18 protein-coding genes and 1 riboswitch are annotated in these 20,158 nt (G+C 68.8%); of the genes, 5 read left to right on the top strand and 13 right to left on the bottom strand.

Annotation, left to right across the window (positions count from 1 at the left end; translation table 11 throughout):
• Nucleotides 1–33: 33 nt before the first annotated feature.
• Nucleotides 34–720, bottom strand: coding sequence for a hypothetical protein (locus AB0C16_RS26735; RefSeq protein ID WP_357686701.1), 687 nt, complete (start codon nt 718–720; stop codon nt 34–36).
• Between the two features lie 78 nt (nt 721–798).
• Here AB0C16_RS26735 and AB0C16_RS26730 point away from each other — a divergent pair, with 78 nt between their 5' ends.
• A complete protein-coding gene (locus tag AB0C16_RS26730; RefSeq protein ID WP_357686700.1) occupies nt 799–1,674 on the top strand; it encodes an A/G-specific adenine glycosylase in 876 nt (291 codons plus the stop codon).
• A 126-nt stretch (nt 1,675–1,800) separates the two neighbouring features.
• Here AB0C16_RS26730 and AB0C16_RS26725 read toward each other — a convergent pair whose 3' ends face one another.
• On the bottom strand, nt 1,801–2,178 hold the full coding sequence (locus tag AB0C16_RS26725) for a cupin (RefSeq protein ID WP_357686699.1): 378 nt from the start codon (nt 2,176–2,178) through the stop codon (nt 1,801–1,803).
• A 59-nt stretch (nt 2,179–2,237) separates the two neighbouring features.
• Between AB0C16_RS26725 and AB0C16_RS26720 the strand changes: the two genes are divergently transcribed.
• Nucleotides 2,238–2,708: a MarR family winged helix-turn-helix transcriptional regulator gene (locus tag AB0C16_RS26720; RefSeq protein ID WP_357686698.1), complete on the top strand. Its 471-nt coding sequence runs from the start codon at nt 2,238–2,240 to the stop codon at nt 2,706–2,708.
• 9 nt (nt 2,709–2,717) lie between these two features.
• On the opposite strand, the gene AB0C16_RS26715 is transcribed toward AB0C16_RS26720, so the two are convergent.
• The 6 genes from AB0C16_RS26715 to AB0C16_RS26690 all read right to left on the bottom strand — a co-directional run bounded on the left by AB0C16_RS26715 (nt 2,718) and on the right by AB0C16_RS26690 (nt 10,677).
• Nucleotides 2,718–3,650 carry a TIM barrel protein gene (locus AB0C16_RS26715; protein ID WP_357686697.1) on the bottom strand — a complete coding sequence of 311 codons (933 nt, stop codon included), beginning with the start codon at nt 3,648–3,650 and terminating at the stop codon, nt 2,718–2,720.
• Between the two features lie 331 nt (nt 3,651–3,981).
• Nucleotides 3,982–6,486 carry an ATP-dependent Clp protease ATP-binding subunit gene (locus tag AB0C16_RS26710; RefSeq protein ID WP_357686696.1) on the bottom strand — a complete coding sequence of 835 codons (2,505 nt, stop codon included), beginning with the start codon at nt 6,484–6,486 and terminating at the stop codon, nt 3,982–3,984.
• A gap of 738 nt (nt 6,487–7,224) precedes the next feature.
• Nucleotides 7,225–7,557, bottom strand: coding sequence for an Lsr2 family protein (locus AB0C16_RS26705; protein ID WP_357686695.1), 333 nt, complete (start codon nt 7,555–7,557; stop codon nt 7,225–7,227).
• Between the two features lie 521 nt (nt 7,558–8,078).
• The gene (locus AB0C16_RS26700; RefSeq protein WP_357686694.1) at nt 8,079–8,561 is read right to left on the bottom strand and encodes an RDD family protein; all 483 of its coding nucleotides are present in this window, start codon (nt 8,559–8,561) and stop codon (nt 8,079–8,081) included.
• Between the two features lie 108 nt (nt 8,562–8,669).
• Nucleotides 8,670–10,022, bottom strand: coding sequence for an RDD family protein (locus AB0C16_RS26695; protein ID WP_357686693.1), 1,353 nt, complete (start codon nt 10,020–10,022; stop codon nt 8,670–8,672).
• 85 nt (nt 10,023–10,107) lie between these two features.
• Nucleotides 10,108–10,677, bottom strand: coding sequence for an amino-acid N-acetyltransferase (locus AB0C16_RS26690; RefSeq protein WP_357686692.1), 570 nt, complete (start codon nt 10,675–10,677; stop codon nt 10,108–10,110).
• A 256-nt stretch (nt 10,678–10,933) separates the two neighbouring features.
• Nucleotides 10,934–11,081: riboswitch (cyclic di-AMP (ydaO/yuaA leader) on the top strand.
• Nucleotides 11,082–11,086: 5 nt separating this feature from the next.
• Here AB0C16_RS26690 and AB0C16_RS26685 point away from each other — a divergent pair.
• Nucleotides 11,087–12,127, top strand: coding sequence for an NlpC/P60 family protein (locus AB0C16_RS26685; RefSeq protein ID WP_357686691.1), 1,041 nt, complete (start codon nt 11,087–11,089; stop codon nt 12,125–12,127).
• Nucleotides 12,128–12,161: 34 nt separating this feature from the next.
• Here the strand turns inward: AB0C16_RS26685 and AB0C16_RS26680 are convergent, their stop codons facing one another.
• Nucleotides 12,162–12,374 (bottom strand): LuxR C-terminal-related transcriptional regulator, encoded by a 213-nt coding sequence (locus AB0C16_RS26680; RefSeq protein ID WP_043615366.1) that lies wholly within the window; start codon nt 12,372–12,374, stop codon nt 12,162–12,164.
• A 174-nt stretch (nt 12,375–12,548) separates the two neighbouring features.
• Here AB0C16_RS26680 and AB0C16_RS26675 point away from each other — a divergent pair, with 174 nt between their 5' ends.
• Entirely contained in the window at nt 12,549–13,742 is a 1,194-nt protein-coding gene (locus AB0C16_RS26675) for a cytochrome P450 (protein ID WP_357686690.1), read from the top strand.
• Here AB0C16_RS26675 and lysX read toward each other — a convergent pair.
• Nucleotides 13,726–15,183 (bottom strand): bifunctional lysylphosphatidylglycerol synthetase/lysine--tRNA ligase LysX, encoded by a 1,458-nt coding sequence (lysX, locus tag AB0C16_RS26670; protein ID WP_357686720.1) that lies wholly within the window; start codon nt 15,181–15,183, stop codon nt 13,726–13,728. The two genes, AB0C16_RS26675 and lysX, sit on opposite strands and share 17 nt — an antisense overlap.
• A 169-nt stretch (nt 15,184–15,352) precedes the next feature.
• Between lysX and AB0C16_RS26665 the strand changes: the two genes are divergently transcribed.
• Nucleotides 15,353–15,856 (top strand): hypothetical protein, encoded by a 504-nt coding sequence (locus AB0C16_RS26665; protein WP_357686689.1) that lies wholly within the window; start codon nt 15,353–15,355, stop codon nt 15,854–15,856.
• 49 nt (nt 15,857–15,905) lie between these two features.
• On the opposite strand, the gene AB0C16_RS26660 is transcribed toward AB0C16_RS26665, so the two are convergent.
• From AB0C16_RS26660 to panC, 3 genes are all read right to left on the bottom strand, one after another.
• On the bottom strand, nt 15,906–16,688 hold the full coding sequence (locus AB0C16_RS26660; protein WP_357686688.1) for a type III pantothenate kinase: 783 nt from the start codon (nt 16,686–16,688) through the stop codon (nt 15,906–15,908).
• 3 nt (nt 16,689–16,691) lie between these two features.
• Nucleotides 16,692–19,202, bottom strand: a complete 2,511-nt coding sequence (locus AB0C16_RS26655; RefSeq protein WP_357686687.1) for an L-aspartate oxidase — start codon at nt 19,200–19,202, stop codon at nt 16,692–16,694.
• Between the two features lie 74 nt (nt 19,203–19,276).
• Nucleotides 19,277–20,110, bottom strand: coding sequence for a pantoate--beta-alanine ligase (panC, locus tag AB0C16_RS26650; protein WP_357686686.1), 834 nt, complete (start codon nt 20,108–20,110; stop codon nt 19,277–19,279).
• Nucleotides 20,111–20,158 lie beyond the last annotated feature (48 nt).

Here is a 20,158-nt window from a genome sequence, read left to right as displayed (position 1 = left end):
CCTGCCAGGAAGCGTCATGTGCGAAAACGGGGGTTAGCGAAGGTGGAAGACCCCTTTGAGGCTCCTCAGCTTGCCCATCCGCACCACCGCCACGTACGTCCCCGGCAACGCGTCCGACGGCTGTGAGCCGCAGGTCTCGCTCGACCGGCGCCGGTCCCACTCCATGGTGCGCACGTAGGGCACCCCCCGCTGCAGCTCCGTCATGTCGGTGCCCGCCCCGCTGACACAGTCGGCCGTGGACCAGATCCGATCGTTACCCGACGTGATGCGGATCTCCATCGCCCTCGGCCCCACGTCGGCCTTGCACATCACGGGCCCGGTGTTGACCAGGGTGACGAGGAAGCCGGGCCGGGCGCCGGCCGCGTAGACCTCCTGCTCGCCTCGCAGGCTGAGCACCAGGTCGCTCTCCTTGCAGGGCTCTCCTGGTCGTTGCGACGGCTTGGCGTCCGGTGTGGTCTTGCTGGGGCTCGGTTTGGGCGTCGGAGTGGCCGTGCCCATGGCCAGGGTGCGGAGCCCGGCCAGCAACGGGTCGGTGCTCGAGGAGGCGGACGGCGAGGACTCGGCGCTGGAGGCGCGCTGCGGCCCGTCGGCCCCGCTGGAACACGCCCATGCCACCACGGCCACCACTACCAGGACCGCGATGAGCACGCTCATCCGCCGTCGCCAATAGACGTCGCCGTCTCCATCGCCGCCGTCGCCACGCATCGCTTCCGGATCCATACACACAGCATGGTAATTCGTTGGCTACTTAGGGTGACGACACGCCGCTGTTGGCCATCTCGGCATACGCTGGGGCGCGTGGTTGAGCCGAACCTCCTACACCTACCCATTCTGGAGTGGTACGACTCCAACGCCCGGGATCTCCCGTGGCGTGCCGCCGAGGCGACGCCGTGGGGCGTGCTGGTCAGCGAGATCATGCTCCAGCAGACCCCGGTCGCCCGCGTGCTCCCCGTGTGGCACGAGTGGATGGATCGCTGGCCCACTCCCAAGGCGCTGGCCGCCGAGCCGCCCGGCGAGGCCGTCCGCCACTGGGGCAGGCTCGGCTACCCGCGCCGGGCGCTCCGGTTGCACGCCTGCGCCAGGGCCATCACCGAGGAGCACGGCGGCGAGGTGCCGTCAGACCACGCGACGCTGCTCACGCTGCCCGGCATCGGCGAATACACCGCCGCCGCGGTCGCCAGCTTCGCGTACGGGGCTCGACACGCGGTGCTCGACACGAACGTGCGCCGGGTGTTCGCGAGGGCGGTGCGGGCCGAGGAGTATCCCCCGGTGTCCACGTCCGCGGCCGAACGCCGGCTGGCCGAGGCGCTCCTGCCCGAGCTCGGCGCCGCCCGCTGGGGCGTGGCGGTGATGGAACTGGGCGCCCTGGTCTGCACGGCCCGCGGTCCGCGGTGCGCCGACTGCCCGATCGCCCACACGTGTGCCTGGCGCCTGGCCGGGAAACCGCCACACGCCGGCCCCGCCCGCAAGGGCCAGACCTACGCCGGCACGGACCGCCAGTGCCGGGGGCGCCTGCTGGCGGTCCTGCGCGCGGCCCACGGCCCGGTGCCCAAGGAGGCGCTGGACACGGTGTGGGACGACGCCGTACAACGTGAGCGCGCCCTCGACGGCCTCATCACCGATGGTTTGGCCGAACACCTCGACGACGGCACCTACCGCCTCCCCCACTCCTGACCCGGCCAGGCGCCGTCGACGGGAGTGGTGCACGAGTTCGACCTGGTGACAGGTGTGGCGCCGTGAGATGAGGACGGCCCTCGTGCTTCCTGCGGGTGGCGGGGACGCGTGCTCACGGAGTGGGCGTCAGGCGATCCACGGGGGGACACCGTAGTCGCCGCCGTCGGTGGCGAGGGCCCTGGCGCCGGCCGCCGCGGTGACGACGGCGGTGTAACCCTCGTCAGGGTCCGCCAGCACGCGCCGGAGCGTCCGGGCGGGCATCACCACCGTGTCGCCGGGCGCCACGTGGAAGGTCTCGTCGCCCAGCTCGACCGTCGCCGCGCCGCCGATCCAGGTCCACACTTGCTCGCTGTCGAAGTCGTGCACCGGCCCCGCGACTCCCGGTTTGGCGTCGACCCGCCAGATGGACCGCGACGCGCCTCCCTGGCTGGGCGAGGCGAACGTGGTCATGACGCCGCCCGGGGTCTCGGACCGGCGTGCCTCACCGTCACGGATGACAGTCATCTCTCACTCCCCTAAGATGGACAATAACATTGTCCATATAGTTAATCAGGTTGTCTATCGTGTCAAGTGACTCCCCAGGGTTCGAACTACCGCTCCGGCTCCTGCTCGGCTTCAGGGTGCTCATCGACGAGCTGCACGCGGAGCTGGCCCGTCAGGGCCATCCCGACATCCGCCCCATGCACGGGTTCGTCATGCAGGCGATCGGCCGCGGCGGCACCACCGCCGTCGACCTCGGCCGCACCTTGGGCGTCTCCAAGCAGGCGGCGGGCAAGACGATCGAGACGCTCGAACGGATCGGCTACGTCGAGCGCAGCGTGGACCCCGGCGACTCCAGGCGAAAGATCGTCCGCCTGACCCCCTACGGCCTCGACGCCCTGGCCCGCTCGGCCCGCATCTTCGAGACGCTGCGCGCCCGCTGGTCGCGGGAGATCGGCGAGGAGCGCCTGAGCGCGCTGGAGGCCGACCTGCGCAAGGTCACCCCGCCCGACATGTTCCGCCTCGACATACCGGGCTGGTTCGGCACCCTCTGAGACGCCTTCTCAGGCGGCGAGCTGGAGACCCAGGCCCGTGAGGTTGGTGCGGGCCCAGTCGAGCTCCTCCGCCAGCACGGACACCAGGGCGCCGGGCCCCTTGCCCCGGCCCGGTACGGACAGGTTGTGCGTCCCCACCTCGATGTGGGCACTGCCGCTCACCGCACCCGACAGCATGGCCGTGAGCGTGTCGTGCAGCACCACGCCCGTGCCGGGCGTCTCATGGCTGTGGACGTGGCCCAGCTTGACCACGGGAGCGCCGGCGGCGGCCAGGCCGCGCAGCGCCTCACCGGCCTCCTCGGCGCCGCCGGCCAGGTGACAGGCGTCGAGGACGACGCCCAGGTGCTCGGAGTCGATGCCGCAGACGCGCTCCAGCGCCTGCTCCGTGGTCTCCAGGACGCACCCGGGCCACGGCTCGAAGCCGACGCGGATCGTCTTGCCCGTGACGCTGTAGATGCCGCGCAGTTCTCTGGCCAGCCGCTCCAGGCGGCGCGTGGCGATCGAGTGGAGGTCGGCGGGCCAGTCATGCCGCCAGCCGATCGGTATCGTGGAAATGCTGCCGAACCGTACGTCGTCGGGCAGCAGGAAGGCCAGGATCTTGGCCAGCGCCATCGTGTAGCGGTAGCGCTCGGGCTTGGCCCAGTCGGGCCCCGGCACTTCCTGGTTGCGCCCGCCGGTGCCGTTGAGGCTCACCACCTCCAGGCCGCGCTCCTCCAGGGAGCGGCGCAGGCGTACGAGCTCGATGCGGTCCGCCGTGAGATGGTCGGCCACGCTGGGCGAGAGCCACAGCCCGATGCCCATCCGCTCGACGCCGAGCCGCTTGCGCACCGGCACGGCGTAGCGGGTGAGGTGAGCGATCAGGTTCTCCAGGTCTTCAGCGGGGTGGACGCCTGCGTTATAGGCGAGGTGAACGAGCGTTCCGTCGTTGTGACGCAGGCGCATCGGTTTCCTCCACGGCTTGCATTGATCGTTCTCGTCGCCCGCCACAGGGATCACGCGGACCCTGTCGAGCATGCCTGCTCAAAGTGGGCACACGCGTCCACCCTGAGTTGATTGCTCACTACTCCTCTGGGAGCAGTGACACCCTAGGCACTCGATCTTGCGGCCTACTTGGAGCAGGCTTCGGCGAACTCTACGCAGTGTAGTACTACTTGCGGTGGCGATACACCTCGCTGACCAACAATTCAGCAACAACTACCTGCCGCGTGTCCCGGACACGCGAAGGCCCCCGTGTGATCACTCACACGGGGGCCTTCGTCCGGCCTGGCGGCCGTCAGTGCTGGATCGGCGCGGCGATCGCAGCGGCCGAGTCGGGAACCTTGGAGACGGTGTCCTCACCGACGAAGATGAACTTCGCGTTGTCGCCTTCGCCCTCGATCGTGACCTTGACGACCTGCCCCGGACGGAGCTCGCCGTAAAGGATCTTCTCCGACAGAGAGTCCTCCAGCTCGCGCTGGATCGTACGCCGCAGCGGGCGGGCGCCCATGACCGGGTCGTAGCCGCGGTCGGCCAGCAGCTGCTTGGCGTCGGGCGAGACGTCGAGCCCCATGTCGCGGTCCTTCAGGCGGGCGTCGACCTGGGCGAGCATCAGATCCACGATCTTGATGATCTCGGCCGGCGTCAGCTGGTGGAAGACCACGATGTCGTCGACACGGTTGAGGAACTCGGGGCGGAAGTGCTGCTTGAGCTCTTCCTGCACCTTGGACTTCATCCGGTCGTAGTTGGAGTCGGCGTCGTTGGACTTCGCGAACCCGACCCCGATGCCCTTGGAGATGTCTCGGGTGCCGAGGTTGGTGGTCATTATGATGACCGTGTTCTTGAAGTCGACCACCCGGCCCTGGGCGTCGGTCAGGCGACCGTCTTCCAGGATCTGCAGCAGCGAGTTGAAGATGTCGGGGTGGGCCTTCTCGATCTCGTCGAACAGGACCACGGAGAACGGCTTACGCCGCACCTTCTCGGTGAGCTGGCCGCCCTCCTCGTAGCCGACGTAGCCGGGAGGCGAGCCGAACAGCCTGGAGACGGTGTGCTTCTCCATGAACTCGGACATGTCCAGGCTGATCAGAGCGTCTTCGTCGCCGAAGAGGAACTCGGCCAGAGCCTTGGACAGCTCGGTCTTACCGACACCGGACGGACCCGCGAAGATGAACGAGCCGCCGGGACGCCGCGGGTCCTTCAGACCGGCGCGCGTGCGCCGGATGGACCGCGACAGGCCCTTGATGGCGTCGTCCTGGCCGATGATCCGCTTGTGGAGCTCGTCCTCCATGCGGAGCAGGCGCTGCGACTCCTCCTCGGTCAGCTTGAAGACCGGGATGCCGGTGGCCGTCGCCAGGACCTCGGCGATGAGCTCCTCGGTGACCTCGGCCACGACGTCCATGTCGCCGGCCTTCCACTCCTTCTCCCGGCGCTCGCGCTTGAGCTGGAGCTGCTTCTCCTGGTCGCGGAGGGCAGCCGCCTTCTCGAAGTCCTGCGCGTCGATCGCGGACTCCTTGTCGCGACGGACGTTGGCGATCTTCTCGTCGTATTCGCGCAGGTCTGGCGGAGCGGTCATCCGGCGGATGCGCATCCGCGAGCCGGCCTCGTCGATGAGGTCGATCGCCTTGTCGGGAAGGTAGCGGTCGCTGATGTAGCGGTCGGCCAGCTGCGCGGCGGCGACCAGCGCGCCATCGGTGATGGACACGCGGTGGTGCGCTTCGTAGCGGTCGCGCAGACCCTTGAGGATCTCGATCGTGTGGCTGAGCGAGGGCTCGGCCACCTGGATCGGCTGGAACCGGCGCTCCAGAGCGGCGTCCTTCTCGAGGTACTTGCGGTACTCGTCGAGAGTGGTGGCGCCGATGGTCTGCAGCTCGCCGCGGGCCAGCATCGGCTTGAGGATGCTGGCGGCGTCGATCGCGCCCTCGGCGGCGCCCGCGCCCACGAGCGTGTGCAGCTCGTCGATGAACAGGATGATGTCGCCGCGCGTGCGGATCTCCTTGAGCACCTTCTTCAGGCGCTCTTCGAAGTCACCGCGGTAGCGGGAGCCGGCGACCAGGGCGCCGAGGTCAAGCGTGTAGAGCTGCTTGTCCTTCAGCGTCTCGGGCACCTCGCCCCTGACGATCTTCTGCGACAGGCCCTCGACGACGGCGGTCTTGCCGACACCGGGCTCGCCGATGAGAACGGGGTTGTTCTTGGTCCTCCGGGAGAGGACCTGCATGACCCGCTCGATCTCCTTCTCGCGGCCGATGACCGGATCCAGCTTGCCCTCGCGGGCGGCCTGGGTCAGGTTGCGGCCGAACTGGTCGAGCACCAGGGAGGTCGACGGGGCCGACTCCTGCGGGCCGCCCGCGGCGGCCGGCTCCTTGCCCTGGTAGCCGTGGAGCAACTGGATGACCTGCTGCCTGACACGGTTGAGATCTGCTCCAAGCTTGACCAGCACCTGTGCCGCCACACCTTCACCCTCACGGATGAGCCCGAGCAGGATGTGCTCGGTGCCGATGTAGTTGTGGCCCAGCTGCAAAGCCTCACGGAGCGACAGCTCAAGAACCTTCTTGGCCCGCGGGGTGAACGGAATGTGCCCCGACGGAGCCGACTGGCCCTGGCCGATGATCTCCTCGACCTGCTGGCGCACTCCTTCAAGGCTGATGCCGAGGCTCTCCAGAGCCTTGGCGGCCACGCCTTCACCTTCATGGATCAAACCAAGAAGAATGTGCTCAGTGCCGATGTAGTTGTGGTTGAGCATCCTGGCCTCTTCTTGGGCCAGGACGACAACCCGCCTCGCTCGGTCGGTGAACCTCTCGAACATCTCGTCGCTCCTCACAGAGCGGTCAGTCAGGCCGGTAACTCCGTCCCGTCATCCCGCATGCTAGCCCTGGCTCGGCGAACCGCGCCGACTGCCGCTGACACGCTCTATAGCAGAGACGTTCCCCGAGAGCAGGGCGTTCACCCTCTATCCAACTACCGTTCGGGGGTGACGTGTTCCCGATACGCCGCAAGCGAACGATGTTTAGAGGGCCTGCGGGAAGCGGCTCGAATTCGCCGACGCAGCGGGGGCAGATCGTCATGGATCGCCGTCGGACGCGGGAGCGAGTGGGCCTGGGGCGGCCGTCGCGGATGTCGCGTCCGTGACTCATACGCAAACATCCTATGTCCGGACTCAAACCATGCCAAACCGCCCGCGAAACGGACCCGGCTCCACCGAAATCCGCAGACTGGTCAGCCCGGTTACCGGAGGCGTCCGAGCCCCCCGCCGGCGGCGCGGAGGGCGCCGGCATTCGGCCCGCCCGCGCGTCTCCAGGCGTGGAACGCACCAGCGAGGAGAAACCGCATTCGCCAGGGGTCGTCGCAAAAAGCCTTGCGCATGTGGCATTCGGTAACGGGAGCGACACCGGCCCAAATGTCCACATACGGAGGGGATCGCAAGATCGACAAACCGACCGGGCTGTCCAGCATTCGAGAACAGCCAGAAATGATCATGCGCTTATGGCGATCGCCGGGGTTCTAGGCGAACGGCATAAGCGCATGGTCAGGAGACGAGGCTCGCTCAGTGAGCGGCGTCGTACTTCTCGACAACGGTGGAGGCGATACGGCCTCGCTCGCTCACCGGCAGGCCGTGGGCCTTGGCCCACTGCCGGATCTCCGAGCTCTTCTCGCGGCTCATCGCACGCTGCCCACCACGCCCCCGTCGCCGCGCGGCCACGGCACCAGCCCGGCGAGCGTGCTGTACGAAAGGTGTGAGCGCGTCCCTCAGCTTCTTGGCGTTAAGGTCGCTGAGGTCAATCTCATAGGAGGAGCCGTCAATAGCGAAGCTGACCGTCTCATTGGCCTCGCCCCCATCGAGGTCATCGATGAGAATCTCCTGGATCTGCTTGGCCATCTACGCAATCCTTTCGCGGAGCATTGTTTCATTCGCTGAGGCCAAACATATACCGGAAAAGGCGCGGAGACAATTCAGCGCTACGGGGATTCGGCTGACTCGCCGATCAGTTGCTCTTCTCGGCCTGATCCTCAGGGTTTGGACGGCGTCCAGGGCCCTCCGCCCGGACCAACTTCACAACGCCAAAGATGAAGGCGCCGGCGACCACCACCGGCGGGATGAGCGCTGACAATACGTCTGTTACGGCTTCCATTCGTCCTCGTCTCCACAGCGGACGGGCTTTCAGGGGGCGTCTTTTTGCACCGCCGACGCGGCGAGCAGGAGCAGGAGCGGCTCTCACGCCGCGCGGGATGACATCCCCCGCACCTGACCATAGCGGCACACAGACGCACTCGGTGTGTCAGGGGCACCAACGTCCGACATCCCGGACGCCCCATAGCCTAATGGCAGTCTCTCCAGGCTCCTTACCGGATCAAGGGAAAACTTTGCGGAAAGGCTTCGGCCAGAGGGACCGTCGAGGGTCAACCAAGATCTTTGACCACCCGGGTTCCCGCCAGCCTGTCGTGCGGGCCGCGTTCGAGCGGCTTGTCCACCAGGATGAGCAGGCCCACGGCGAACACGAAGATTCCGGCGAGCACATTGACCACCGGAATGCCCATCAGCATGACCGGACCGGGATACACCAGGGCGCGTTTCAGCAGAGCCCGCCGAGGAAGGTCGCCCGGCGTCACGTGAATCTTCATGATCGCCTTGCCGAACGTGCGACCGCGCGTGGAATGCGCGACCCAGTCATAGACCGTATATCCCAGCCCGGTCAGCAACCAGGCGAACACGCCCGGCAGTCGGCCGTCGAACCCGCCCAACACCCCGACAGTTCGGAAGACGCCCCACAGCGTAATGAACAGAATGTAATAGAAGACCCCGAAGACGAGACCTTCAATGAGCCGGGCTACGAGTCGTTCCCACCATTCCGCGGGCTTCGCGCCCGCCCGCATCCCGGCCATAACCCCACCTCGCCCCGTCGGCGATCCGGTCGACTCCCATATTGGTACGGGTCGTACACACAAAACAGAGGCCGACCAGCGGCCGGCCTCTGTTGACGTTGACGAAGGCTACTTGATCTTCACCACGACGGTGGCGGCCACCTTGTCGGCGAAGGTCTGCTGCAGCGGCTTGTCCCACAGCTGGGACGCGCCATTCAGGCCCACGGCGATCGCGGCGAGCAAAGGCCCGGCGAACGGCAGGAAGTAGAGGAGGTAGCCGCCCCACGTCGCGCCGGCCCGCTTGAGCGCGACGTCGTTGGGAATGCCCTCCAGCGGCACCGGCCCACCGACCTGGGCGATCTTGATACCCATGACCATCTTGCCGAGCGTCTGCCCCTTGGCCTTCGTCAGGAAGAACTCGTAGGCGACATAGACCCCGGTGAGGATGATGGCCATCACGAGACCGAACACGAACGGGCCCATAAAGCCCGTCGTCTGCCCGGTCGTCCAGTCGACCCTGGCGAGGAGGAGAGCTGTCAGGATCAACGACAGCACGGTCATGATCACACCGAAGATGACACCGTCGATCAGCCTCGCCACCAGCCGCTGCCACCACTCCGCGAGCGGAGCCGGGGCGCCGGGCGGCTGCACGCCCACCGGCTGGCCGTAGCCGGGCTGGCCGTAACCGGGCTGACCGTAGCCCGGCTGGCCGTAGCCGGGCTGCCCGTAGGCCGGCTGCTGCGGCTGGCCGTACTGCTGGCCATAGCCGGGCTGCTGGCCGTAGCCCTGCTGGGGCTGCGCGTAGCCGGGCTGGCCTCCGTACTGCTGGCCGTACTCCGGCTGGGAGCCGGGCTGCTGACCGTACTGCGGCTGGCCGTAGTCGGGCTGCTGGCCGTACTGCTGGCCGGAGGGCTGCTGCTGGCCGGAGGGCTGCTGCTGGCCGTAGCCCTGCTGGCCCGAAGGCTGCTGCTGGCCGTAACCTGGCTGGCCGTAGTCGGGCTGCTGACCGTACTGCGGTTGCTGGCCATACTGCGGCTGCTGACCGTAGCCGGGCTGGGACTGACCCTGCTGACCGTAGCCAGGCTGCTGACCCTGCTGGCCGTACGGCTGGCCGGGGGGCTGCTGCTGACCGTACTGCGCCTGCTGGCCATAACCGGGCTGCTGCTGGCCGTAGCCGGGCTGCTGCCCCTGCTGCTGGCCATAGCCCTGCTGGCCGTAGTCGGGCTGCTGACCATACTGCGGCTGCTGACCGTAGCCGGGCTGGGACTGGCCCTGCTGGCCGTAACCCTGCTGGCCGTACTGCGGCTGCTGGCCGTAACCGGGCTGGGGCTGCTGGCCGTAGTCGTCGGCACGGTAGCCCACGACCGTCACATCGGGGTCGGGCTCACCATGGGGGCGACCCTGGTACTGCTGTCCGTATTCAGGAGACCCGGCATTCTCGCCGGAATCGTCCTGAGGATACGGCGGCTGTCCTGTGCTCACCGTGTCACCTCGCTTCGAGTGCGCATGTGGCACGTGTCAGGACACATGCCTGTGCTGCACAACGTATCGACATAGGTATCAACAATCACCTTTCGTCTTTGTCAAGATCCGTGTCACCCGATGTCAAGTGGAGCAGCATACGGGTGTTGCCCAGGGTGTTCGGCTTGACATGTTCGAGATCAAGGAACTCCGCCACACCCTCGTCGTACGAGGCCAGGAGTTCGGCATAGACCTCGGGGGAGACAGGCGTGCCCTGGATGGGACGGAATCCGTGCCTGCCGAAGAAGTCGACTTCGAATGTGAGGCAGAAGACCCGATGCAGGCCCAACTCCGTCGCCGTGCCGAGCAGCGCGGAGACGATTCGGTGACCGATCCCGAGGCCGCGGAATTCGGGATCCACCGCGACCGTGCGGATCTCGGCGAGGTCCTCCCAGAGCACGTGCAGCGCTCCGCAGCCGACGACCTCCCCCGACCGCTCGGCCACCCAGAACTCCTGGACGTCCTCGTACAACGTGACCGTGGCCTTCCGCAGCAGGCGGGGCCCGGCCCCGGCATAGGTGGCGACCAGGCGCCCGATGGTCCTGACATCGGTGGTGCGGGCACGGCGTACGAGGATCCCGGTGTCCTGGACCGTCACTTCGGTGGCCTGTTCCATGGCTCTCCAGAGTACAGATCGCATTACGGCTCGCCCGTAAATCTCCCGTCTTACCCCTCTCCGACATGTCACCCCCAGGAGGACAAGGCCAGCCCAAACTAGGGCAAACAGGACATAAAATCAGTCAGGGGCGGCCGGGCACGACATCACCTTGTGACCCATCGGTAGCTCAACCTCGACCGAGTTGGCAGTTCTGGTTGAGCACCAACCCAAGGTGCACTAATGTCCAGCGACGATGTCACCCACGCGACCCCCGCGTGGAGACGCGCCCAATCCCCGCACGGGGAGCCGGGGACCCGCCGGTGGCGAACGCCACCACCGGGGTGAATCCGAGCGCGACGCTCGGTAGGGCTGCTCCGGCCCGAACCCGTCAGCTAACCCGGTAGGCGTCGACGAGAGGAGTTGGTTGGTGAAGCGCACGCGCGATCGCGGAAGGAAGGCCGCGGGCGAGCACGCCCGCCCTCCGGAACACTCCGGACCCCGCCGGCTCGCCGTCCTCGGTGCGGTGATCAGTGCGCTCGTGTTCGCCGTTCCCGCGGCTCCGGCCGTCGCCGACCCCAAGCCGTCCCTCGAAGACCTGTCCAAGCAGGTCGAGGAGATGCACACGCAGATCGAGACGCTGACCGAGGAATACAACGGCCAGCGGGAGAAGCTCAAGACCGCCCAGAAGTCCGCCGAGGCCGCGAAGAAGACGCTGGCCACCAGCGAGACCGACCTGGCCACCAAGCGTGCCAGGGCCGTCCTGCTGGCCCAGAACGAGTACATGACCGGTGGCCTCGGCCGGGCCATGGCCCTGATCAACTCCGAGGACCCCGAGGGCTTCCTCGACCGCGCCGCCACCACCTTCGCCCTGGAGCATGAGCAGGGCGAGGAGGTCAACCAGGTCACCTGGGCCAGGGCGACGGCCGAACGGGCCAGAGACAGCGCCAAGGCCCGCATCGACGAGGTGCAGAAGATCGTCGCCGACGTCGACACCAAGCGTGACAAGATCGTGAAGCTGGTCGCCAAGGTCGAGAGCAACCTGTTCAGCCGCGCGCTGGGCGAGGCCGGGCGTCCCGGCACCCGCGCCGTGCGGGTCAGCCTGCCGATCGCGGGCAGCGGCAAGGCCGCCGAGGCCGCGAGGTGGGCGCTCACGCAGCAGCTCAAGCCCTACGTCTGGGGCGCCGAGGGGCCGAGCAGCTACGACTGCTCCGGCCTGGTCATGGCCGCCTACCAGCAGGTGGGCATCTCGCTGCCGCACTACACCGGCAGCCAGTGGACCGCCGGCAGGCACATCTCCAAGGAGGAGCTGCGGCCGGGCGACCTGGTGTTCTTCTACACCGACCTGCACCACGTCGGCATCTACCTCGGCGGCGGCATGATGGTCCACGCGCCCCGGACGGGTGACGTCGTGCGCATCGCGTCGATCGCCCGGCGGCCGTTCGCCGGTGCCGTGCGCATCGCCGACTGAGCGGCGGCGTCACCGGGTCGGTCGCCGGAAATCGCTAGATCAGCTGGCGCCGCGCCGCCCAGGCCACGGCCTCGATCGCCGTGGCGACCCCGATGCGGTCACAGATCCCCCGCAGCCTGCGGCGGACCGTGCGGCCGCTGATATCCAGGCGTCTGCCGACCCGATCGACCGTGACTCCCTTGGCAAGCTCCGCCAGCAACGCTAAGTCGGCATGGCTCAGCTCAACACCCTCGGTGAGCACATCCATCGGGAGCCCTCCCCCCAACAGCGATTCTCCCCGAAACACCCTGCTCGTCCCGCAGACGGTAAACGCATATCTGAAAGGCCGTCAAGCGCGACAATGCCTGCGCTTGACGACACACGTTGACATGATCCCTTATATATGAAGTACTCGTGATATGTCGTCACACTTCGGAGCGCGATGAGCGATCACAGTGATCCTTACAGCTCGTCGTTGAGCGCCACCGACGTGCTGGGTTTCGATCCGTTCGATCCGGATTTTGTGCGCGATCCATACTCGTGCTACCGCGAAATGCGGCAGGAGGGCGCGCTGCTCCGCACCCGTGGCGGGCTTCTGGTGGCGACCACGTACGAGCACTGTTCGACGCTGTTGCGCGACCCCGCCTTCGGACACGACACCACCCCGTTCAGGACGGGCAGTCCGGACCAGCCCGTGCCGTCGTTCCTGCGCATGGACCCGCCCGACCACACACGCCTTCGCGGGCTGGTCAGCAGGGCCTTCACCCCGCGCATGGTGGAACGGCTGCGCCCGCGGGTCGAGGCGATCACCGCGGGGCTCCTCGCCGCGCTGCCCGAGGAGGGCGACCTGGTCTCCGGGTTCGCCTATCCGCTGCCGGTCATGGTGATCACCGAGATGCTCGGCGTGCCCGCCGAGGACCACGAGCGCTTCCAGGGCTGGAGCGAGGCGCTGGCCCGCGGCCTCGACCCGCTGCTGTCCACCGAGCTGATGTCGGAGAGCGAACGCGCCCGGCTGGAGTTCGGCGACTACTTCAGGGGCCTGGTCGAGCAACGGCGCAGCCGTCCGGGCGACGACCTGCTCAGCGCGCTCGCGCGGGTCGAGGAGCTGACCGAGGCCGAGCTGATCGCCACCTGTGTTCTGCTACTCGTCGCCGGTCACGAGACGACTGTCAACCTCATCGCCAACGGCGTGCTCACCCTGCTGAGGCACGGCGCGCTGCCCCTGGCCGCCGAACGGCCCCGGCAGGTCGTCGAAGAGGTGCTGAGGTACGACCCGCCGGTCCAGCTGACGCTCAGGTCCGCGCTGCGGGACACCGAGCTGGGCGGGACACCGACGCCGACGGGCACCCCCGTGCTCGCGCTGATCGGCGCCGCCAACCGGGATCCCGCCGAATACGCGGACCCGGACCGGTTCGACCCGTTGCGCGCTCCGGGCAGGCACCTGGCCTTCGGGCTCGGCATCCACTTCTGCCTCGGGGCGACGCTGGCCCGGCTGGAGGGCGAGATCGCGCTGCGCGCCCTGGCCCAGGCGGCGCCCAAGCTGGAGCTTCTCGACCCCGATCCGCCGTACAAGGCGAACCTGGTGTTGCGCGGCCTCGCCACCCTGCCGGTGCGGGCGCTCAGCGAGCCGGCTTGACCAGCGGGAACAGGATGGTCTCGCGGATGTTGCGGCCGGTGAAGGCCATGATCATCCGGTCGATCCCGGCGCCCATGCCGCCCGTCGGAGGCATCGCGTACTCGAGGGCCTGCAGGAAGTCCTCGTCGAGCTGCATCGCCTCGGGGTCGCCGCCCGCCGCCAGCAGCGACTGCTCCACCAGGCGGCGGCGCTGCTCGATCGGGTCGTTGAGCTCGGAGTAGGCGGTGCCGAGCTCGCTGCCGAAGCCGATGAGGTCCCACTTCTCGGTCAGCAGCGGGTCGTCGCGGTGCTGGCGGGCCAGTGGGGAGGTCTCCATCGGGTAGTCCATGACGAACGTGGGCTGGATGATCGTGTGCTCGACGAGCGCCTCGAACAGCTCCTGGACGAGCTTGCCCTGGCCCCACTTGGCGTCCCAGTGGACGTCGTGCTTGTCGGCCAGCGCGCGGACCCGCTCCACCGGGGTGTCGGTGGTGACCTCCTCGCCCACCGCCTCGGACACGGAGCCGTACAGGGTGACCCGGGGCCACTCGGCGACGCCCAGGTCGACCTCGACGCCCTCGTGCACGACCACCGTGGTGCCCAGCGCGGCCACCACGGCCTTCTGGTACATCCGCTGGGTCAGGTCGGCCATGTCGTGGTAGTCGAGGTAGGTGCCGTAGGCCTCGAGCATGGTGAACTCGGGGTTGTGCGTGGAGTCGGCGCCCTCGTTGCGGAAGGTGCGGTTGATCTCGAAGACCTTCTCGATGCCGCCCACCACGAGCCGCTTCAGGTAGAGCTCGATCGCGATGCGGAGGTAGAGCTCCATGTCGTAGGCGTTGATGTGGGTCTTGAACGGCCGGGCCGCGGCGCCGCCGTGGATCGGCTGCAGCATCGGCGTCTCGACCTCGAGGTAGCCCTCCTCGTGCCAGAAGTCGCGCACCGCGCGCACGGTGGCGCTGCGGACGCGGGCCATCTCGCGCGCCTCGTCGTTGACGATGAGGTCGACGTAGCGCTGGCGCACCCGCGCCTCGGGGTCGGTGAGGCCGACGTGCTTCTCCGGCAGCGGGCGCAGGCACTTGGAGGTGATCTGCCAGCTGTCGGCCAGGATCGACAGCTCGCCGCGCCGGGAGGTGATGACCTCTCCCGTCACGCCCACGTGGTCGCCGAGGTCGACGTCGCGCTTCCAGGCGGCCAGCGACTCCTCGCCCACCTTGTCCAGCGAGATCATGACCTGCAGGTCGCCACCGCCGTCGCGGAGCGTGGCGAAGCACAGCTTGCCGCCCACGCGGTTGAGCATGACGCGGCCCGCGACCGACACCCGGTCACCGGTCGCCGTGTCGGCCTCCAGCCCCTGGTATCGGGCCCTGACCTCGGCGTTGGTGGCCGTACGCGGGAAGTTCACCGGGTAAGGGTCGACGCCTTCGCTGCGAAGGCGGTCGAGCTTCTCCCTCCGGATGCGCATCTGCTCGGGAAGTTCGTCGCTCACAGCATCAAAGAGTAGGGGATATGGCGAACTGCAAGGACTCGTCGGTTCGCTGCAGGGACGCTGCAAGAACCCTTCGTTACCAATGTCCCACGAGCTCAGGTGGGAAGCCGGCAGGGAGCCGGCCCGGAGGGCTCAAGGAGAGATCATGATGAAGCAGATCGCGACCGGCGTCCTCGCCGTCGCCGCCACTTCCGCACTGGCGCTGTCGCTGCCCTCGGCGGCGAACGCCTCCGCCTCCGCGGCGTCCTCGTCCGCGAGCTCCTCCGCCGACGACTACTCCGAGTACTGGGGTCCCGTCTACGCCCGTCACCACCTGGCCAAGGCTCAGGGCTGGGTCGGCGTGGAGTGGGACGAGGAGCAGGAGTCCAACACCGTCGAGGTCAAGGGCAGGCTGTGGGACCTGGACAACCGCGGCTACGACGAGGGCGGCAAGTGCGCGTACGTGAAGTTCCAGGCCGGCGACTTCGAGCACGACTGGTCGACCGTCTACACCAAGAAGTACTGCGGCTTCCCCGGCTACAAGAAGTTCGCCTTCGACACCGACGACGTCAGCAGCCTGCGGGTGAAGGTCTGCCAGATCAGCGTCCACGGCGGCTACCCCACGAAGTGCGGTCGCTGGGACTACATCTACACCGCCGAGAGCGAGTGACCCGACCAGAACCCAAGCGGCCCCCTTCCCGAGCGGGGGGCCGCTTGTTCTATGCCGTGTTGCGGTGGTAGATGAGCCTCAGTCCGATCAGCGTCAGCCACGGCTCGTGCACGTCGATCGAGCGCGACTCCCCCACCACCAGCGCCGCGTGGCCGCCGGTGGCCACCACGGTCACCTCGTCGGGATCCTCGGCCAGCTCGGCCGCCATCCGCTCGACGATGCCGTCGACCTGGCCCGCGAAGCCGTAGATGATGCCGGCCTGGAGCGCCTCGACGGTGTTCTTGGCGATCACCGAGCGGGGCCTGACCAGCTCGACCTTGTGGAGCTGGGCGCCCGCGGCCGCCAGCGCGTCGACCGAGATCTCGATGCCGGGCGCGGTGACCGCCCCTACGTACTCGCCCTTGGCCGACACCGCGTCGAACGAGGTCGCGGTGCCGAAGTCGACGATGATGCAGGGGCCGCCGTACTGGTCGATGGCGGCCAGCGCGTTGACGATGCGGTCGCTGCCGACCTCCTTGGGGTTGTCCATCCGGACCGGCACACCGGTGCGCACGCCGGGCTCCACGATCACCGCGGTCACGTCGCCGTAGTAGCGGCGGCACATCTCACGCATCTCGTTGAGCACGCTGGGCACCGTCGAGCAGATCGCGATGCCGCTGATGTCGGCTCCCTTGAGCAGGGGTGACTGGGCGAGCAGCCCCTGGAGCACGACCGCGATCTCGTCGGCGGTGCGGCGGGCATCGGTGGCCAGCCGCCAGTGCTCGATGACCTCCTCGCCCTCGAACAGGCCGAGCACCGTGTGCGTGTTGCCGACGTCGATCGTGAGCAGCATCGATTACCCCCGTAGATCCAGTGCGATGTCCAGGGCCGACGCCGAGTGCGTGAGCGCTCCCACCGCAAGGTAGTCAACGCCAGTTTCGGCCACATCACGGGCCGATTCCAAGGTCAGCCCGCCACTCGCCTCCAGTTTCGCCCGATTTTTCACGATTTTTACGGCCAGGGCGGTCTGCTCGATCGTGAAGTTGTCCAGCAGGATCTCCTCCGCCCCCTCGTCGAGCACCGGCGCGAGCTGGTCGATCCTGTCCACCTCCACCTCGATCGGCAGGTCGGGATAGCGCTCTCGCACCGCGCGGAACGCCTCGGCCACGCCGCCCGCGGCCACCACGTGGTTGTCCTTGATCAGGGCCGCGTCGGACAGGGACATCCGGTGGTTGACGCCGCCCCCGCAGCGCACCGCGTACTTCTCCAGCGCCCGCAGGCCCGGCAGCGTCTTGCGGCTGTCGCGCACCCGCGCCCCGGTGCCGCTGACCGCCTCCACCCACCGCGCGGTGAGCGTGGCGATGCCGGACAGATGGGTGAGCAGGTTGAGCGCGGTGCGCTCCGCCGTCAGCAGCCCCCTGGTCGGCCCCTCGACGGTCATCAGCACGTCGCCCGCCCTGACCCGCTCGCCGTCCTTGGCTCCACGCTCCACGCGGGCGCCGAGGCGGAGGAACACCGCCTCGGCCACGCCCAGGCCCGCGACGACGCCGTCTCTCCGTGCCACCACGTCGCCGATCGAGCGCTGCCCGGCCGGGATGGTCGCCTCGCTCGTGACGTCGCCGGCCTCGGTCAGGTCCTCGGCGAGCGCCCGGTCGACGACCGCGTCGACCTCGGCCGGGTCCAGACCGGCGGCGGTGAGCTCCTGGGCCAGGCGCGGCGGCATCGCGTCGCCGTGCGGCGTGTAGGTCATCTTCAGGCCCTCCTCCGTCAGGGTCACGTCCAGGTGCCCCAGCCATTCATTGTCGTCGCGATCGGGGAAGTCCTCGCGCCAGTGGGAGCCGCGCGTCTCCAGCCGTGTCAGGGCCGCTCCGGTGAGGACGGTGGCGACCGTGAGCAGGTTGGTCGCCTCCCACGACTCGGTGCACGGCGGCACGTGGACCGGCGTCCAGCGGGCGTCGCGCAGCGCCGTGGCGGTGGCCGTGAGCGACTCGCGGCTGCGCAGCACGCTCGCCCCCGTGCTCATGTGGGCCTGGATCCGGGTCCGCACCCGGGGATCGACCAGGCCACCGGGCGCCCCGCCGTCGACCGGGTCGCCGGGCGCGGGTCGGACGGCGTGGATGTCCTCGGCGATGCGCTCGGCGAAGACCAGCCCTTCCAGCAGGGAGTTGGACGCGAGCCGGTTGGCGCCGTGAACGCCCGTGCAGGCGACCTCGCCGCACGCGTAGAGGCCCTCGATGGACGTACGGCCCCGCAGGTCCGTACGGATGCCGCCGCTGGCGTAGTGGGCCGCGGGGGCGACGGGGATCGGCTCGGTGACCGGGTCGATGCCGTTGGCCCGGCAGACCGCGTAGATGGTGGGGAACCTGGTCCGCCACCTCTCCTCGCCGAAGTGGCGGCCGTCGAGGTGGACGCGATCCCGTCCGGTCGCGCGCATCGTGCGCATGATCGCCTTGGCCACCACGTCGCGCGGGGCGAGGTCGGCCAGCTCGTGCACGTCGCGCATGAACGCGTTGCCCTCGTGGTCGACCAGGAACGCGCCCTCGCCCCTGACCGCCTCGGAGATCAGCGGCTGCTGACCGGTCGAGCCCTCGCCGAGCCAGAGGACGGTGGGGTGGAACTGGACGAACTCGAGGTCGCGCAGCTCGGCTCCGGCGCGCAGCGCGAGCGCCACCCCGTCGCCCGTGGAGACGACGGGGTTGGTCGTGGCCGCGTAGACCTGTCCCATGCCGCCGGTGGCGAGCACCACCGCCCTGGCGTGCACCGCGCCCACCCCGTCACGCGCGCCCTCGCCCATGACGTGCAGCGTCACGCCCCGGGCCCGGCCACGGGCGTCCTTGACCAGGTCGAGCACGAGCGCGTGCTCGATCACCTCGATCGCGCCGGCCCGCACCGCCTCGACCAGCGCGCGCTGCACCTCGGCGCCCGTGGCGTCGCCGCCCGCGTGCACGATGCGGTCGCGGCGGTGTCCGCCCTCCCTGGTGAGCTGGAGCTCCCCGTCGGGCGTCCGGTCGAACCGCGCGCCGCGTCCCATGAGCCGCCGCAGCGCGCCGGGCCCCTCGGTCACCAGCATGCGTACGGCCCGCACGTCGCACAGGCCGACTCCGGCGACCAGCGTGTCGTTCAGGTGCTCGTCGGGTGTGTCGTCGGGGGCGAGCACGGCGGCGATGCCACCCTGCGCCCACCTGGTCGAGCCGGACGAGAGCACGTCCTTGGTGACGACCAGGATCCTGGCCGAGGGGTCGAGCTCGGCGTGACGCAGGGCCACCGTGAGCCCGGCGATGCCGGACCCCACGACGACCACGTCCGCTTCGACGACCCAGCCCGGTGCCGGAGCCGTCAGACGCAGGGGAATCGCCGGTGCGCTCATGGAGTCTCCTCATCGAGGCGATTTCGTCAGTATGACGATAACGCCTGCCGGCGCGTGCTCCATGCCCGGGGGGCTCACCGGCCGAGGGAGACGACCACGTTGTCGATCAGCCGGGTGGCGCCGACCCGGGCGGCGACCGCGAGCACCGCGGCGCCGGAGTGGGACTCGTCCACCTCGGCGAAGGTGGCCGGGTCGACGAGCACCAGGTAGTCGAGGTCGAGCGCGGGCCCGGCCTCGTCGAGCACCGCCCGCGCCGCCGCGAGGACCTTCGACGGCGTGGCCCGCTCCGCTCCCGCGGCCAGGGCCCGGGAGAGCGCGAGCGCCACCTGGCGGTCGGGGGCCGACAGGTAGCGGTTGCGGCTCGACAGGGCCAGGCCGTCGGGCTCGCGGACCGTGGGGGCGCCGATGATCTCGATGTCCAGGTCGAGGTCGGCCACCATCCGCCGGATCATCGCGAGCTGCTGGGCGTCCTTCTGGCCGAAGACCGCGACGTCGGGCCGGACCAGGTTGAACAGCTTGAGCACGACGGTCAGCATGCCGTCGAAGTGGCCCGGCCTGGCCGCGCCCTCGACGATCCGGCCCATCTCTCCGGCGCGGACGCTGACCTGGCGGTCGGGGGCGTACATGTCCTCGGCCGACGGGGCGAACACCACGTCGACCCCCTCGACCTCGCACACCTCCAGATCCGCGTCGAACGTCCGGGGGTATCGCGAGAAGTCCTCATGGGGGCCGAACTGGAGCGGGTTGACGAAGATGCTGACCACCACCTGGGCGGCGCGGGCGCGGGCCTCACGGATCAGCGAGCGGTGACCCTCGTGCAGCGCCCCCATCGTGGGAACCAGGGCGACGGGCCCGTCACCGCGTGCTTTGAGCAGGTCGGTGCGGTTTCGGGCAACGATCAGGTCCATGGGGTGCCTCCGAGGGCGACGGCTGGATCCGTGCCATGCGGGTCACGG

Source organism: Nonomuraea sp. NPDC048916, from assembly GCF_040649575.1.
In the GTDB taxonomy this organism is placed as follows: Bacteria; Actinomycetota; Actinomycetes; order Streptosporangiales; family Streptosporangiaceae; genus Nonomuraea.
This window is presented reverse-complemented; position numbering and strand designations above follow the sequence as displayed.